The organism is Chlorobaculum thiosulfatiphilum (genome assembly GCF_006265165.1).
GTDB lineage: Bacteria > Bacteroidota > Chlorobiia > Chlorobiales > Chlorobiaceae > Chlorobaculum > Chlorobaculum thiosulfatiphilum.
In genome coordinates, this window is sequence record NZ_VDCH01000020.1 from 29,971 (window position 1) to 43,533 (window position 13,563).

The 13,563-nt window shown below is 56.2% G+C and carries 17 protein-coding genes and 1 tRNA gene; 14 read left to right on the plus strand and 4 right to left on the minus strand.

The features are described 5' to 3' along the window. Window positions 1-21 precede the first annotated feature (21 nt). Both FGF66_RS09135 and FGF66_RS09140 read left to right on the plus strand, forming a co-directional pair. Window positions 22-912: a bifunctional methylenetetrahydrofolate dehydrogenase/methenyltetrahydrofolate cyclohydrolase gene (locus tag FGF66_RS09135; protein WP_139457341.1), complete on the plus strand. Its 891-nt coding sequence runs from the start codon at window positions 22-24 to the stop codon at window positions 910-912. Beyond that, window positions 902-1,525 carry a cyclodeaminase/cyclohydrolase family protein gene (locus tag FGF66_RS09140; protein WP_139457342.1) on the plus strand — a complete coding sequence of 208 codons (624 nt, stop codon included), beginning with the start codon at window positions 902-904 and terminating at the stop codon, window positions 1,523-1,525. Before FGF66_RS09135 ends, FGF66_RS09140 begins: the two co-directional genes overlap by 11 nt. Window positions 1,526-1,643: 118 nt before the next feature. Here FGF66_RS09140 and FGF66_RS09145 read toward each other — a convergent pair. Further along, window positions 1,644-1,719: transfer RNA gene (locus tag FGF66_RS09145), tRNA-Lys, on the minus strand. A 5-nt stretch (window positions 1,720-1,724) separates the two neighbouring features. After that, a complete protein-coding gene (gene secG / locus FGF66_RS09150; RefSeq protein WP_139457343.1) occupies window positions 1,725-2,105 on the minus strand; it encodes a preprotein translocase subunit SecG in 381 nt (126 codons plus the stop codon). Window positions 2,106-2,214: 109 nt separating this feature from the next. Between secG and FGF66_RS09155 the strand changes: the two genes are divergently transcribed. The 5 genes from FGF66_RS09155 (at window position 2,215) to FGF66_RS09175 (ending at window position 6,269) form a co-directional block, all read left to right on the plus strand. Beyond that, a complete protein-coding gene (locus FGF66_RS09155; RefSeq protein ID WP_139457344.1) occupies window positions 2,215-2,436 on the plus strand; it encodes a DUF2905 domain-containing protein in 222 nt (73 codons plus the stop codon). A gap of 26 nt (window positions 2,437-2,462) precedes the next feature. Further along, window positions 2,463-3,047, plus strand: a complete 585-nt coding sequence (gene hisB, locus FGF66_RS09160) for an imidazoleglycerol-phosphate dehydratase HisB (RefSeq protein ID WP_139457356.1) — start codon at window positions 2,463-2,465, stop codon at window positions 3,045-3,047. 380 nt (window positions 3,048-3,427) lie between these two features. Beyond that, window positions 3,428-4,093, plus strand: coding sequence for a 2Fe-2S iron-sulfur cluster-binding protein (locus tag FGF66_RS09165; protein ID WP_139457345.1), 666 nt, complete (start codon window positions 3,428-3,430; stop codon window positions 4,091-4,093). 172 nt (window positions 4,094-4,265) lie between these two features. Beyond that, complete coding sequence (locus tag FGF66_RS09170) at window positions 4,266-4,943, plus strand: 2Fe-2S iron-sulfur cluster-binding protein (RefSeq protein WP_139457346.1); 678 nt, start codon at window positions 4,266-4,268, stop codon at window positions 4,941-4,943. Between the two features lie 105 nt (window positions 4,944-5,048). Beyond that, window positions 5,049-6,269 (plus strand): alanine dehydrogenase, encoded by a 1,221-nt coding sequence (locus FGF66_RS09175; protein WP_170181309.1) that lies wholly within the window; start codon window positions 5,049-5,051, stop codon window positions 6,267-6,269. A gap of 91 nt (window positions 6,270-6,360) precedes the next feature. Here FGF66_RS09175 and FGF66_RS09180 read toward each other — a convergent pair whose 3' ends face one another. Continuing rightward, window positions 6,361-7,872 (minus strand): FAD-dependent oxidoreductase, encoded by a 1,512-nt coding sequence (locus FGF66_RS09180; protein WP_139457347.1) that lies wholly within the window; start codon window positions 7,870-7,872, stop codon window positions 6,361-6,363. A 182-nt stretch (window positions 7,873-8,054) separates the two neighbouring features. Here FGF66_RS09180 and FGF66_RS09185 point away from each other — a divergent pair, with 182 nt between their 5' ends. The 6 genes from FGF66_RS09185 to FGF66_RS09210 all read left to right on the plus strand — a co-directional run bounded on the left by FGF66_RS09185 (window position 8,055) and on the right by FGF66_RS09210 (window position 12,736). Further along, a complete protein-coding gene (locus FGF66_RS09185) occupies window positions 8,055-8,651 on the plus strand; it encodes a sigma-70 family RNA polymerase sigma factor (RefSeq protein WP_139457348.1) in 597 nt (198 codons plus the stop codon). A gap of 35 nt (window positions 8,652-8,686) precedes the next feature. Next, on the plus strand, window positions 8,687-8,914 hold the full coding sequence (locus FGF66_RS09190) for an anti-sigma factor family protein (RefSeq protein ID WP_139457358.1): 228 nt from the start codon (window positions 8,687-8,689) through the stop codon (window positions 8,912-8,914). A gap of 166 nt (window positions 8,915-9,080) precedes the next feature. Continuing rightward, a complete protein-coding gene (locus FGF66_RS09195; protein WP_139457349.1) occupies window positions 9,081-9,470 on the plus strand; it encodes an ArsR/SmtB family transcription factor in 390 nt (129 codons plus the stop codon). A 370-nt stretch (window positions 9,471-9,840) separates the two neighbouring features. Further along, window positions 9,841-10,239, plus strand: coding sequence for an Hsp20/alpha crystallin family protein (locus tag FGF66_RS09200; RefSeq protein ID WP_139457350.1), 399 nt, complete (start codon window positions 9,841-9,843; stop codon window positions 10,237-10,239). Window positions 10,240-10,323: 84 nt separating this feature from the next. Then, window positions 10,324-12,240: a molecular chaperone DnaK gene (dnaK, locus tag FGF66_RS09205; RefSeq protein ID WP_139457351.1), complete on the plus strand. Its 1,917-nt coding sequence runs from the start codon at window positions 10,324-10,326 to the stop codon at window positions 12,238-12,240. A gap of 187 nt (window positions 12,241-12,427) precedes the next feature. Further along, window positions 12,428-12,736 carry a HigA family addiction module antitoxin gene (locus tag FGF66_RS09210; protein ID WP_139457352.1) on the plus strand — a complete coding sequence of 103 codons (309 nt, stop codon included), beginning with the start codon at window positions 12,428-12,430 and terminating at the stop codon, window positions 12,734-12,736. A 24-nt stretch (window positions 12,737-12,760) separates the two neighbouring features. Here FGF66_RS09210 and FGF66_RS09215 read toward each other — a convergent pair whose 3' ends face one another. Next, window positions 12,761-13,213 (minus strand): C-GCAxxG-C-C family (seleno)protein, encoded by a 453-nt coding sequence (locus FGF66_RS09215; protein WP_139457353.1) that lies wholly within the window; start codon window positions 13,211-13,213, stop codon window positions 12,761-12,763. Between the two features lie 101 nt (window positions 13,214-13,314). Here FGF66_RS09215 and FGF66_RS09220 point away from each other — a divergent pair. Beyond that, on the plus strand, window positions 13,315-13,563 hold a 249-nt coding region (locus FGF66_RS09220), incomplete at its 3' end, for a transposase family protein (protein ID WP_139457354.1).

The following is a 13,563-nucleotide window of genomic DNA, read 5'->3' on the forward strand; positions in this document are numbered from 1 at the left end:
AACCGACGTTACCATTGAACCATGAAAGTGCTTGAACCGAACCCTGTCGCCGCCTCGTATCGTGATGCCGTCCGTAGGCAGATCACCGAGGAGCAGCTCACGATCAACATCGTCGGCATTCTCGCCTCGGATGATCCTGCCTCGATCACTTACGCAGACTACACCCGCGCCGGATGCGAAGATGTCGGCATTCATTTCGATCTCAGGAGGTGCGAGCCGGAATCGGTCAGAAGTGTGCTCGAAGAGGCCAACCGCGACAGCGCCGTTCACGGTATTTTCGTCTATTACCCGATCTGGGGCGACGAGCGGGACGCGGAGCTGCGGGATCTGATTTCGCCGCACAAGGATGTCGAGGGGCTGTCGCCGCACTGGATCGGCAAGCTCTACGCCAACGAGCGCTTCGACGACGCCGGGCGGAAGTTCAAGGCGATCCTGCCCTGTACGCCGCTGGCGATCATCAAGCTGCTCGAAGCTACCGATGCGTATCAACCTTACGGCCTGCCGTTCGGCGGTCAGCAGATCACCATCTTCAACCGCTCGGAGGTGGTCGGTCGTCCGCTCGCCTACATGCTCTCCAACGATGGCGCGCGGGTTTACTCTTTCGACATCAATGGCGGCTTCGTCGTTGACGTCAACAGCTCCGATCACGAAGCGCGCCCCGTCTCGCGCCAGGATGCGCTTGGCCAGTCGGACATTGTCATCACCGGCGTACCGTCGCCGCACTTTGAAAAAGTGAGGGCGGGGGAGCTGAAGCCGGGCGCGATCTGCCTGAACTTCTCCTACATCCAGAATTTCGAGCCGGAGGCCAGGGAAGCCGCCTCGATCTACATTCCGAGGGTCGGCCCCATGACGGTGGCCATGTGTATGCGCAACGCCCTGCAACTCTATCGCAACTACCACCATGAAGCCTGACGGCACACTCGGCTGGAGCGCAATCTCCGCCTATCTCGACACTCTCGCCAGCGCCGATCCCACTCCCGGCGGCGGCGCGGCGGCGGCGGTCACGGCGGCGCAGGGCGCGGCGCTCTTCTCGATGGTCTGCAACCTGACCATCGGCAAGAAGAAATTCGCCGACGTCGAGCATGAAATCCGCTTGATTCTCGACCAGTGCGAAACCGCCCGTCGCCAGATGCTCAACCTCGGCGACCGCGACATGGAGGTGTTCGGCACGATCATGGAGGTTTACAAGATGCCGAAGACGACGCCGGAGGAGGCTGAAGCCCGCCGCGCCGCGATCCAGTACGCGCTGCGAGCAAGCTCCGAAGTGCCGTTCGAGCTGTTCCGCCGTTGCATCGCCATGCTGCCGATTGCCGACCGGCTCGAACAGATCGCCAATCCCTCCGTCCTCAGCGATGTTTTCGTAGGTCGCTACCTGCTCGTCGCGGGCCTGCTCAGCGCCAAAGCCAACGTCGAGGTAAACCTCGACAGCATCGACGACGACGCGTTTTGCGAAGCGAAGCGCACGGCAATGCGCGAGGCGCTCGACGGACTGGAGGAGAATTGTCGGAGACTGGTTGGGAGATGAAGAGAGCTGGCAGGTTGCTGTCGCCGATGCCCTTGAGTCATTGAAATTAACTGTAGGCCACAGCGTCGATGAGAAAACGAAAAAAGCCCTGCAAGATCATGACTTACAGGGCTTTCTCTGGTGCACTCGCAAGGATTCGAACCTTGGACCCACTGATTAAGAGTCAGTTGCTCTACCAACTGAGCTACGAGTGCAAATCTTATTTTGCCGGTGCCGCCGGTTGTTCCGCCGGTGCCGCCGCAGGCTTGATGTTGCCGGTCGGAAGCGACTGCGGGAGGTTGCCTGCGGGAAGCGACGCCGGAGCGCTCTTCTGCAGGATGCTGCTGCCTGCGCCCTCCTGATGACGGGTCGGAAGCGTGAACTGTGCAATGAAGCAAAGAACCATAACCACGCCAGCCAGAATCGCCGACGTCTTACTCAGGAAATCACCGGTACGTCTGACGCCGAGGGTCTGAACAGTACCGAGGCTTGAAATCCCGCCGGTCAGACCGCTGCCTGCCTTGGGGCTTTGCAACATCACCGCCACAATCAGGAGGAGTGCTGCCAGCATGGCGAAGATGACGATGAAACCGTTGAGCATGACCAGCTATCTGATGAAATTTCCGTTTACTATCGTATCTTTCAACAACGTGGGCTTAATTTAGCAACTTTTCCACAATATGCAAGACCCGTTTTCTGGAATTGGAAAAATGCTCATTTTTCTTGGAGTATCGATCGCCGCGCTTGGCCTGCTCGTCGTGCTGGCCCAGAAATCGGGCGCGAACGGCTGGTTTGGCTGGTTCGGCCACCTGCCGTTCGACATCAACATCCAGAAAGAGAATTTCCGGCTCTATTTTCCGCTCGGCAGCTCCATTGTACTTTCGATCATTTTGAGCATCGTCATCGGTCTCATCAACAAACTTTTCAGATAACATCTTTCATGACAGATTCGACATCCATGAACCTGCGCATCGCCTCGCACAGCCGCAAAACCGCTGAAACGGATATCTCCGCCACCGTCAATCTCGACGGATCGGGCGCCTCGTCCATCAAGACCGGCGTGGTTTTTCTCGATCACATGCTGACCAGCTTCAGCCGCCACTCCGGCATCGACGTGCAGCTCCGCTGTAGCGGCGACCTGGAGGTGGACGACCACCACACCGTCGAGGACGTGGCGCTCGTGCTCGGCAAGGCCATCGTGGACGCACTGGGCGACAAGAAAGGCATTGGCCGTTACGGCTGGGCGATTATCCCGATGGACGAGGCTCTGGCCCAATGCTCGATCGATCTCGGTGGACGGAGCTACTGCGTTTTCAAAGCCGAGTTTCAGCGCCCGGTGATCCAGGGGCTTTCGACCGAAATGGTGGAGCACTTCTTCGTGTCGCTCTCGCGCACGATGAACGCGAATCTGCACCTGGCCGTGCTGGAGGGGCGCAACACGCACCACATGATCGAGGCGCTTTTCAAGTCGCTCGCCTACGCGATGAAGCAGGCGGTGAAAATCGAGGGCGCTGAGATCAAATCGACCAAAGGCGTGATCTGAGGCGCGAGTATCAGCAACAAAAAAAAGCTGCCTCAAAAGCGCGGCTTCTTGGCAGAAAAGAGTCACCGGAAAAGGTGGCTCTTTTGCGTTGTTTTTATTTTAAGCTATTGAAAAACAATCGTATAGCAATGTAGTCATCAAGACCCGCCAGCAGAATCGGCTCATACTGATTCCGCCTTCGTTCGACGAACTGAATCAAAGCCGATAATCCTGTTTGCATCATCACGTTTACCCCGCTGTCCTTTCTGTCACTTTGAACTCCTTGCCGTCCCTTTTGTCGGCTTGCAGTTCTATAACAATTGTTAGAAACTATTTCCCGAGTCTGCGCTGTTATGGTGAATATGAAGCGATTCACTTCATAAACATAAAAACATACAGTTATGAATATCACCATAAACGACAGGGAGTGTTCGGCTCAGGTCGGGGATAGATTGCTCGATGTGGCTCGCCCTCATCAGGGCCATATCGGTTACTTTTGCGGCGGAAACGCCATCTGCCAGACCTGTTACGTAAGGGTGCTCGAAGGCGCGGAGCTGCTTTCGCCGATGAGTGACGCCGAAAAGGCGATGCTTTCCGACAGGCTGATAAAGGAGGGTACGCGAATGGCCTGCCAGACCCTCATAGAAAAACCGGGCAAAATTACGATTCTCTCCGAGGTCGAGGCGGCCAAAAGGATGACCCTCGAAAATCCGCTCCAGCTTCCGGCATATATGGGCAAGATGGGTTGGGAGTCGGCGGTCAAGTTCACTGACACGATCGCCTTTCAGGCGCGGCGTGAACAGGGGGAATATGCGCTTGAAGCGACACAACTGCTTCACGATGTGGCCGTGGCCATCAGCGACGCTGTTCAGCTAATATTCGACGCCTTGCAGTCGGCGTTCGGCGTGAAGCGCCCGGCGGACAAGCCGGAGGAGAGAGCGGGCAACGGCTGCTGCCGGGATGCGGCCCTCCTTGCGAAAACGGTAACCGGTGACAACGGTCACACGAGGATCGTCTCTGCCGAGGTACTCCAGCTCCATCAGGAGAGAGGCGCGGTCTGTAACTGACCCGCGACTGAAAAAAGCCGGAACTCCCGGCTTTTTTCATTTTCGCTCATTTGGCGAAATAACGCTTGAAGTACTCTTTGAAACCCATCGTACCGGAGGTATATTTCTGCATGGAAAATCTTCCAGCGATTCTTTCGACAAGCCATCGTTCACCAATGAAAATCTTACCGCCATGATTATCTACATCAACGACAAACCTTGTGAAGCGCAGGTCGGCGATCTGCTGCTCAACGCCGCAAAACGCAACAAATCGCACATCGGTTACATCTGCGGCGGCAACGCCATCTGCCAGAGCTGCTTCGTCTATGTTCTCGAAGGAGCTGATTGCCTCTCGAAACCGGGCGAAGATGAAAAGGCTTTTATCTCAGACCAGCTTTTCGCCGAAAGTGGACGCCTCGCCTGCCGCACCACAATAGTCAAGGAGGGAACGATCCGGGTGCTGACGCGTGCCGAAAAATTCCGCCGGATTGTGCTCGGGCTGAACGTTCCCGGTTTCATCACCTACGCACAGACGATTGGTTACAACGTGACCACCAAACTTCCGTCTGGCGTTTCGAGCATCGTGTCGAGAGTGCAGACGGGACGGCTCAATCCTGTCGATACCGTCGGCAAGATCGCCAGCGGCCTCGGCCCGGCATCGCAGCTCGCCATGAACAATTTCATCGAGACCTTCCCCTTCATGCAGATGCCCCTCGATATGGCTGGCAACGCGGCCAAAGGGGCGCTCGATACTGCGTCCGGCGCGCTGTGCTCTGTCAGCGGAGGGCGGTTGCACTTGCCGGGTTCGACCTGCACAACGCACGACAAACCGGCGGAATCCATCGAGCGCATTACCATCTCGACGAAATAAGCCACCGAACCTTTGACCAGCCCCCCCGGAAGCCATCGACGGCCACCGGGGGGCGCTCAGTTTTGCACGAAGCTGTTTCAGAAAATCCTGACGATTATACCGACGATGGGTTACTCATCCGATCTTGGAACTCTTGAATTCGAACTCGGGGTCAAAACGCTCGAGCGCTGGCTGCTCAAGCCGGAAAAGACGATGAGCATCGCCATCGCCATCCCGAAGGAGCGCGCCCAGGACGAGCGGCGCGTCGCGCTTTCACCGGCGGGAGTTCAGATTCTGTCGGAGCAGGGCATCCGGGTGGTGGTCGAAAGCAAAGCGGGCTGTTTCTGCAACTTTCATGATCAGGATTACGCCGAAGCGGGCGCGGTCATTGCAGCCTCTCCGGAGGAGCTGTACCCGCAGGCCAATGTCATCGTCAAGGTCTCGCCGCCGCAGCTCGAAGAGCTGCACCTTCTCCTGCCCGGCCAGATGCTTATCTCGGCGGTGCATCTCGGCACGGTGAGTCGTCAGATGCTCAAAACGCTGATCGACAAGAACATCACGGCGCTTGGCTTCGAGTTCATCGAAACGCGGGACGGCGAGCTGCCGATCGTTCGGACGCTCAGCGAAATCGCCGGATCGCTGGCCATCCAGACGGCGGCGAAATACCTCGAAACCGGTTACGGCGGCAGCGGTATTCTGCTTGGCGGCATCGCCGGGGTGCCGCCCGCGCACGTCACCATCATCGGCGCGGGCACGGTGGGTCTGTTCGCCGCGCAGGACGCGCTCGGCCTCGGCGCGCAGGTGACGGTGATCGACAAGGAGATCAACCGCTTGCGGCGTTTTGAAGCGTTCTTCAACCGCCACTTGGTGACGGCCATCGCCAACGAGCACTATATTTCGCAGCTCGCGAAAATGTCCGATGTGATGATCGGCGCGCTCAGCCCCAAGCTGAAGCTGATCAAGCCGCTGGTGAGTGAGCAGGTGGTGCAATCGATGAAGCCCGGCTCGGTCATCATCGACGTCTCGATCGACCAGGGCGCGTGCTTCGGGACGAGCCGTCACACGACGCACACCAATCCGATTTACGTCAAGCATGGCGTAACGCACTACTGCGTCCCGAACATTCCATCAGCGGTAGCCAAAACCGCGACCTACGCCTTGACCAACACACTCCTGCCGTTCCTGCTCAAGTTGAACGCCTACCAGACCATTCCGGAAATCCTCTGGAACAGCCACAGCCTCCGGAAAGGCGCCTACCTCTACAAAGGGTACGTCACCAGGAAAATCCTCGCCGAACTCACCGACATGCCCTACCGCGAAATCGACATGCTGCTCGCCACGGCGTAGCGAAGAGAATGATGAATTTTGAATTGAAGAATAATAACCTCTGCGCGAATTTTTTTCCTCTTTTGTCCACGTCGTCCACATTGCACCCAACTCACAGGTAATCCAGCGGCTTGCCGAGTTGCCGCGCAATGTACGAGGCGCACGAGACGCCTGAGTAGGTCACGGCGATCACGCCTTGGCCGGGGAAGGTGCTGTCTCCGGCGGCATATAAATTCTTTACCGGCGTACGGTTCTGCGGCTTCAACAGAATGTTCTGCCCCGGCTTGAGCAGCGGGCCGTACGAGCCGTCGCGGCGGTTGAGGTAGCGCACGTGGCTCTGCGGCGTGGCCGTCACCGTGAGTTCGACGGCCTCCCGCAATCCCGGCAGCAGGCTTTCGGCTCGCGCGATGAGCGAGCGGGCGAAGGCCTCTTTGGCTGCTTTGTATTCCGCGCCGCGATAGTCAAACTGCTCCCACTGCCACGTCTCGGCGGTTACGAACAGGTGCAGCGCGTGCTTGCCCGGCGGCGCGAGCGACGGGTCGAGCACCGAGGGCGCGGAGAAGTAGATCGTGCCGCCAAGCTGGTCGTATTTCGACCAGTCGCCGACGATGATGTGGTGCATGTGAAATCCCGGCGGCACGATCGCCCCATCGACTCCGAGCCAAACCTGGAACCAGCTCGGAGCCTTGATGAAGCGCTCGTCGGGAATCCGCAGCCGGGGATCGTCCACGAGCTTGCTGAAGGTGTCCCACGCGGTGGCGTTGCTGACCACCGCCCTCGCCCTCACCTCCGTGCCGTCACTCAGCCGGACGCCGGACGCCGCGCCCTTCTCGACGATCACCTTCGCCACTTCACTTCCGAACCGCACCGAGCCGCCGAACTTCTCGAAACCCTTCACCAGCGCCGCCGGAATCGCCCCGGAACCGCCGACGGGATAGTTGATGCCGCCGTGATGCCGGTCGGCCAGGCAGATGCCCGCGTTGACCAGCGGCGTCGAAATAGCGTCCTGCACCGACCACGAGTACGATTCGAGATCAATGAAATGCAGCAGCTCCGGATCGCTGATGTAACGCCGCGCCGTCTTGCCCATCGAAAAGAGCGTCTTGACGCCAAGCGCCGCCGTCTTGAGCGGATGGCGAGCGCCCACAATCCCCAGATGCATCACATCTTCGAGCGATCCGGCGGGCAGGGCATTCAGAATGGCATAGACCGATTCGAGCTCGTCGTAAAATTTCCGGATGCCCGTCCGTTCATGTGGAAAGCGGCGACTGAGCGATTCGAGAAAGCGGTCACGATCGAACCACGCCGGAACCTCGAAACCCGCGGGCAAGTGGTAGTGAATCTGCACCGGATCGGCAATGGTCTCGATCTCGACGCCGAGTTTGCGGAAAATCCGCGAATGCAGGTTGAGCGTCCCCTTGGCATCGTCATCACGGAAGCCGTAAAAGACCGACGCCCCGGCGTCGAAGGTGTAGCCGCCCTTCCGGAACGAGGAGCAGCTCCCGCCGGGAAACCTGTTCTTTTCAAACACAATGGTCGAAAAGCCGCGCTCCTGCAACAGCGCAGCCGCCGTCAGACCTCCGATACCCGCTCCAACGACAATGACATCAACCGTTTCAGCCATCTTTTACATTTTTTTGTAGAAAGTCAAACTCTCTTTTATAAAGAAACTTTTGCCGCTTGACTCCAAGGCCTCTAAAGATATATATTTATATTGTTTGTCATGGATGACATTATCGCGGTTCAACGATTCTAAAGCTCTGTCAGGAAGAAATCCCCTCAATGCTTACGGCAAAAAAACACCATATGAAAGAGAAAAAACAGATTCTCACAGCTCAGGAACAGCTTAAACAGCAGGAGTTTCAAGCGGAGGCTGTCGCCCATATCAATTCCCTCTACAACTATGCGCTGCACCTGACGATGAACCCGGACGACGCCCATGATCTGGTGCAGGAAACTTACCTGAAGGCGTATAAATTTTTCAATTCCTTCGAGCGGGGAACAAACTGCAAGGCATGGCTGTTCAAAATTCTCAAAAACAACTACATTAACAAGTTTCGTAAAAACGCGAGAGAACCCGGCAAAGTCGATTACGACCTGATCAAGGATTTTTACCATACGATCAAGGACGTGCAGAGCGACACCACCGAAGCCGAGTCGGATTTTTTCCACTCCCTTTTGCACGAAGAGGTTTACCAGGCATTGCAGTCGCTCCCCGAAGAGTTCATGGAGGTTATACAGTTGTGCGATATCGAAGGATTCACCTATGAGGAGATCGCCAATATGGTCGAAAGTCCTATCGGAACGGTTCGGTCACGTCTGTACAGAGGCAGAAAACTGTTGCGTGCCAAGCTCGAAGATTACGCCAAAAAGCGCGGTTACGACACCGAATCCGGTGAGTGACTCCTTGAATTCAAACAACCTATCAGTTGACCGCCATGAATTGTAACAAAGCGATGGTGCTCATGAGTGCAGCTATCGATGGAGAGCTTTGTCCGAAAGAAGAGGAAGAGCTTGCACAACACCTTGCTGAGTGTCCTGAATGCCGCGCTGAATTTCAGGATGCAAAAAAAACCAAAATCATCATCAGAGAGCGTATCGTGCGCGTCAAGGCGCCATCAGCCCTTGTCGAATCGATCACAAGGCTGACCAGTATCACCTTTTGAGGACATCCCTGCCGGTGCAGTACTTTCCTTGAATTTCAGCATTCCGGATACGAATGCGAAGGACTATTTTTGGTTTGATTAATATGATTAAATAAGCATATATTTGTATGAGTTTCTTATTTCATGCCGTTGAATGGGTTCAAGGGCTTCCTAACAAAGTTTTGACATGAGCAAATCGATTACCATATCAGATGAAGAGGTTAAAAAATGGCAGTTCAACATGCCGGACGAGATGCTCGATGCCGTATCGAACCGTTTCAAGCTGCTTTCCGAGCCGATGCGGCTTAAAATTCTGAGGACGCTCTGCGACAAAGAGCACACGGTTCAGGAGATCGTCAAGGAGGTCGGCGCGAGCCAGGCCAACATCTCCAAGCATCTGGCGCTCATGCACGACAACGGCGTCGTCAATCGCCGGAAAGAGGGTTTAAAGTGCTATTACCGTATTTCTGATGACAGCATCGTCTATGCCTGCTTCCTCATCTCGAAAAGCGTGGTTGAAAATCTTCAGGACCGGTTGAGCTGGATTCAGAAAGTCAACACCAACCTGACCACCTGAGTTTTTCCTTAAATAGAGCTGACCTTTGTGGGCGATGTTTCTTCATCGCCCTTTTTTATTTTTGCCCTCGATTCAAAATCATCCATTCCCGACCGACTCCGGCTGACGGTAAAGGCAAGTCCTTCCGCTCTCCTTTTTCCTTGCCACCTGTCTCGCTTTTCGCAATCATCTTCTCCCGCCCGACTGTCTGACAAAATGAATGTTCCTGTGTCAGATAACGCCAATTTGCGCACAGATTTGTCAGACAAAAACAGAGCAAAAACCGAATTTCAAGCTTTGGCACGGCTTTTGATGATTTAATATCAGAGGCGGTCAGAGATCGCCAGATACCATGGAACATCATATAAAACAAAGCATACAGGAGACAACCATGTTGATGAAAATCGCGAAAGACCCGATGAGGCTGTTCGACGACATCTGGAGCGGAACCCAGATGCCTGCCGCCCCCTCCTTCAAGGTTGATATTTCCGAAGACGAGCATGCGTTTCATCTCGATGCCGAGTTGCCTGGTCTCACCAAAGAGAACATCGCGCTCAACATCGAGGATGATGTGCTGACCATCAAGGCTGAGCGCGCTCAGAACGAAGAGCAGAAAAAGAAGGATTATCATCGCATCGAAAGAAGCTACGGCTCGTTCTCGCGCAGCTTCAACATCGGCGAACTGATCGATCAGGAGAACATCGGCGCGGCTTTCGACAATGGTGTGCTGCACGTCACGCTGCCGAAAATGCAGCCGGTCAAGAAGACCAAGGAGATTTCGATCAGCTAAAAGTTATTCCCCCGGCAGATGCCTTCTCGCAAAAGGAGCCGTTTGCCATACATCAAAACCAGTTAAAAAAAGGAATTACACATCATGGGAAAAATTATCGGAATCGACCTCGGCACCACAAACTCCTGCGTAGCGGTCATGCAGGGTACGCAGCCGACGGTCATAGAAAACTCTGAAGGCAACCGCACGACTCCGTCGATGGTCGCTTTCACCAAGACGGGCGAAAGGCTCGTTGGTCAGGCGGCGAAGCGCCAGGCCGTTACCAACCCGAAAAACACCATCTTTTCGATCAAGCGCTTCATGGGCCGCAAGTACGACGAAGTGCCGAACGAAAAGAAGTTCGCGTCGTATGACGTGGTCAACGAGGGCGGCGACGCCAAGGTGAAGATCGCCGACAAGAGCTACTCGCCCCAAGAGATTTCGGCGATGATCCTTCAGAAGATGAAGCAGACCGCCGAAGACTTCCTCGGCGAGAAAGTGACTGAAGCGGTCATCACCGTTCCGGCCTACTTCAACGACGCCCAGCGCCAGGCCACCAAGGACGCTGGCCGAATCGCCGGTCTTGAAGTCAAGCGCATCATCAACGAGCCGACGGCGGCAGCGCTGGCTTACGGCCTCGACAAGAAGCAGCAGAGCGAGAAAGTCGCCGTGTTCGATCTTGGTGGCGGTACTTTCGATATTTCAATTCTCGAACTTGGCGACGGCGTTTTCGAGGTCAAATCGACCGACGGCGACACCCACCTCGGCGGCGATGACTTCGATCAGGTGGTCATCGATTTTCTGGCCGACGAGTTCAAGAAGCAGGAGGGCATCGACCTGCGCAAGGACGCCATCGCCTTGCAGCGCCTGAAAGAGGCTGCCGAAAAAGCGAAGGTCGAACTCTCGTCGCGCACCGACACCGAGATCAACCTCCCCTTCATCACGGCGACCCAGGAGGGGCCGAAGCACTTGGTGATCAACCTGACCCGCGCCAAGTTCGAGGCGATGAGCGCAGCCCTCTTCGACAAGCTGCTCGAACCCTGCCGCCGCGCCGTCAAGAACTCCAAGCTCGACATGAAGGAGATCGACGAGGTGGTGCTGGTTGGCGGTTCGACCCGAATCCCGAAGGTGCAGACGCTCGTGAAGGAGTTCTTCGGCAAAGAGCCGAACAAGAGCGTGAACCCCGACGAGGTGGTCGCCATCGGCGCGGCGATCCAGGGCGGCGTACTCAGGGGCGATGTCACCGACGTCTTGCTGCTCGACGTCACTCCGCTGTCGCTCGGCATCGAAACCCTCGGCGGCGTGATGACCAGGCTGATCGAGTCCAACAGCACGATCCCGACGCGCAAGCAGGAGGTCTTCTCGACCGCCGGCGACAACCAGACTTCGGTGGAGGTGCACGTGTTGCAGGGCGAGCGTCCGATGGCCAGCGACAACAAGACCCTCGGCAGGTTCCACCTTGGCGACATTCCGCCGGCTCCGCGCGGCATGCCGCAGATCGAGGTGACCTTCGACATCGATGCCAACGGCATCCTGAACGTGTCGGCAAAAGACAAGGCGACCGGCAAGGAGCAGAGCATCAAGATCGAGGCCAGCGGCAAGCTCACCGATGCCGAGATCGAGAAGATGAAGGATGATGCGAAAGCCCACGCTGCCGAAGACCAGAAGCGCAAGGAGGAGATCGACCTGAAAAACTCCGCCGACTCGCTCATCTTCAGCACCGAGAAGCAGCTCACCGAGCTTGGCGACAAGCTTCCGGCGGACAAGAAGGGCCAGATCGAGAGCGCGCTCGAAAAGCTCAAAGAGGCGCACAAGAGCGGCAGCGCTGACGCCATCAAACCCGCGATGGACGAATTGAGCAAGGTCTGGAGCGAAGCCGCATCCAATCTCTACGGCCAGCCCGGCGCGGAACCCCAGCCCGGCCCGCAGCCGCAGACCGACGGCCAGGCGGGTCAGCCCGGCAAGGGCGGCGACGGCGCGGTCAACGCAGAATACGAAGTCATCGACGGCGACGACAAGTAAGCGCCATCGAGCCAACCACAACCAAAAAGCCCCGTGTCAGCAGGAACGGGGCTTTTTGGTTTTCTTGCCGTTTTGAGAATTTCTGTACTTTCTTTGACCGAATCCGGAAGCATTATCCATGAATTAATGGTAAAATGATTAAACAGACACTAATCCGAAATTCAGGGAGATCAGAGGAGAAGAGATCATGCTTCCGAGAACAAAAATGAAAACGGCTCATCCGGGAGAGATTCTCTCCGAAGAGTTCCTTGCTCCCATGCAACTGAGCAACGCGACCGTCGCCCAAGGGCTGAATCTGCCGGAATCAGAGATCGAGGAGATTCTGCAAGGCAACCGCGACATAAATGCAGACACCGCTTGGCGTCTGGCCCGTTTTTTCAGCAACTCGGCGCAGTTCTGGTTTGGAATGCAGATGCAGTACGACCTCGAAAAAGCTTACGAGGTCAATGGCGAAGTCATCAGGCGTGAAGTCTCCGTTTTTCAGATGGAAGAGTGAGCGCTCGGCGGCGATCTCAAACTTTCACGAAACCTCAGCGCCCAGCATCTCCTCCAGAATATCCGATGCCGTGCCGACAGCATCGACGCAAACCGTCTCGAAGAGCTTCAGCTCACGCGCTTTTTGCAGATTTTCCTGCTCGCCGATGCAGAGACCGAGCATCGACTCGCAACGGCATGAACCCATGCGTTTCTCGAACTCCTCCATGAACTGCCGCCCAAGCTCGTACGTCCTCTTTTTGTTCGCCAGCTCCCCGATGCCGCCCATGTCGTAGCGCATCGACAACGCCATCAAGGCCCCGGTTACCGCGCCGCACATTTCGCCGCCTGAACCGGCCACGCCGCCACCGAACACTGTTGCAAGCCGCAACGCGCTCGCTTCGTCAAGCACCTCCGCCTGCCGAAAAGCCGCGAACACCGCCTGGCTGCAATTGCAACGGTTGCCGAACAACTCCAGCGCTTTTTCTTTTCTCTGCATGAATATTTTTTGGCTCTTCGCAGAATATCGTGGGAAGAAGGGTGTGTATGAGGTAACATAGAGTAATTTTGAGCTTTACCCAACCGCACCTTGATACTCCCATGCAGAGCCTGACGAGCCATTACCACCAACTTTTAGGTCTTTCCTCAAACTGGAAGGTCGAGAACGTTCATGTGTCGATGAGCGGCAAGCGGGTCGAGATCAGACTGGTCTGTACCGGCAAGCAGGTCGCGTGTCCGGTATGCGGTGCATCATGCAGCATTTATGACCATGCCACTGAGCAACGATGGCGTCATCTGGATACCATGCAGTTCGAGACCATTCTGGTGGCCTGTTTGCCACGTTGTCAA

Bases quoted from the DNA above. Each gene is read 5' to 3' on its own strand.
- FGF66_RS09175 (WP_170181309.1), top strand. From the start codon at position 5,049: ATGGGTTACTCATCCGATCTTGGAACTCTTGAATTCGAACTCGGGGTC.
- FGF66_RS09185 (WP_139457348.1), top strand. From the start codon at position 8,055: ATGAAAGAGAAAAAACAGATTCTCACAGCTCAGGAACAGCTTAAACAG.
- FGF66_RS09135 (WP_139457341.1), top strand. From the start codon at position 22: ATGAAAGTGCTTGAACCGAACCCTGTCGCCGCCTCGTATCGTGATGCC.
- FGF66_RS09170 (WP_139457346.1), top strand. From the start codon at position 4,266: ATGATTATCTACATCAACGACAAACCTTGTGAAGCGCAGGTCGGCGAT.
- secG (WP_139457343.1), bottom strand. From the start codon at position 2,105: ATGCTCAACGGTTTCATCGTCATCTTCGCCATGCTGGCAGCACTCCTC.
- FGF66_RS09190 (WP_139457358.1), top strand. From the start codon at position 8,687: ATGAATTGTAACAAAGCGATGGTGCTCATGAGTGCAGCTATCGATGGA.
- dnaK (WP_139457351.1), top strand. From the start codon at position 10,324: ATGGGAAAAATTATCGGAATCGACCTCGGCACCACAAACTCCTGCGTA.
- hisB (WP_139457356.1), top strand. From the start codon at position 2,463: ATGAACCTGCGCATCGCCTCGCACAGCCGCAAAACCGCTGAAACGGAT.
- FGF66_RS09200 (WP_139457350.1), top strand. From the start codon at position 9,841: ATGTTGATGAAAATCGCGAAAGACCCGATGAGGCTGTTCGACGACATC.
- FGF66_RS09210 (WP_139457352.1), top strand. From the start codon at position 12,428: ATGCTTCCGAGAACAAAAATGAAAACGGCTCATCCGGGAGAGATTCTC.
- FGF66_RS09155 (WP_139457344.1), top strand. From the start codon at position 2,215: ATGCTCATTTTTCTTGGAGTATCGATCGCCGCGCTTGGCCTGCTCGTC.
- FGF66_RS09195 (WP_139457349.1), top strand. From the start codon at position 9,081: ATGAGCAAATCGATTACCATATCAGATGAAGAGGTTAAAAAATGGCAG.
- FGF66_RS09140 (WP_139457342.1), top strand. From the start codon at position 902: ATGAAGCCTGACGGCACACTCGGCTGGAGCGCAATCTCCGCCTATCTC.
- FGF66_RS09180 (WP_139457347.1), bottom strand. From the start codon at position 7,872: ATGGCTGAAACGGTTGATGTCATTGTCGTTGGAGCGGGTATCGGAGGT.
- FGF66_RS09215 (WP_139457353.1), bottom strand. From the start codon at position 13,213: ATGCAGAGAAAAGAAAAAGCGCTGGAGTTGTTCGGCAACCGTTGCAAT.
- FGF66_RS09165 (WP_139457345.1), top strand. From the start codon at position 3,428: ATGAATATCACCATAAACGACAGGGAGTGTTCGGCTCAGGTCGGGGAT.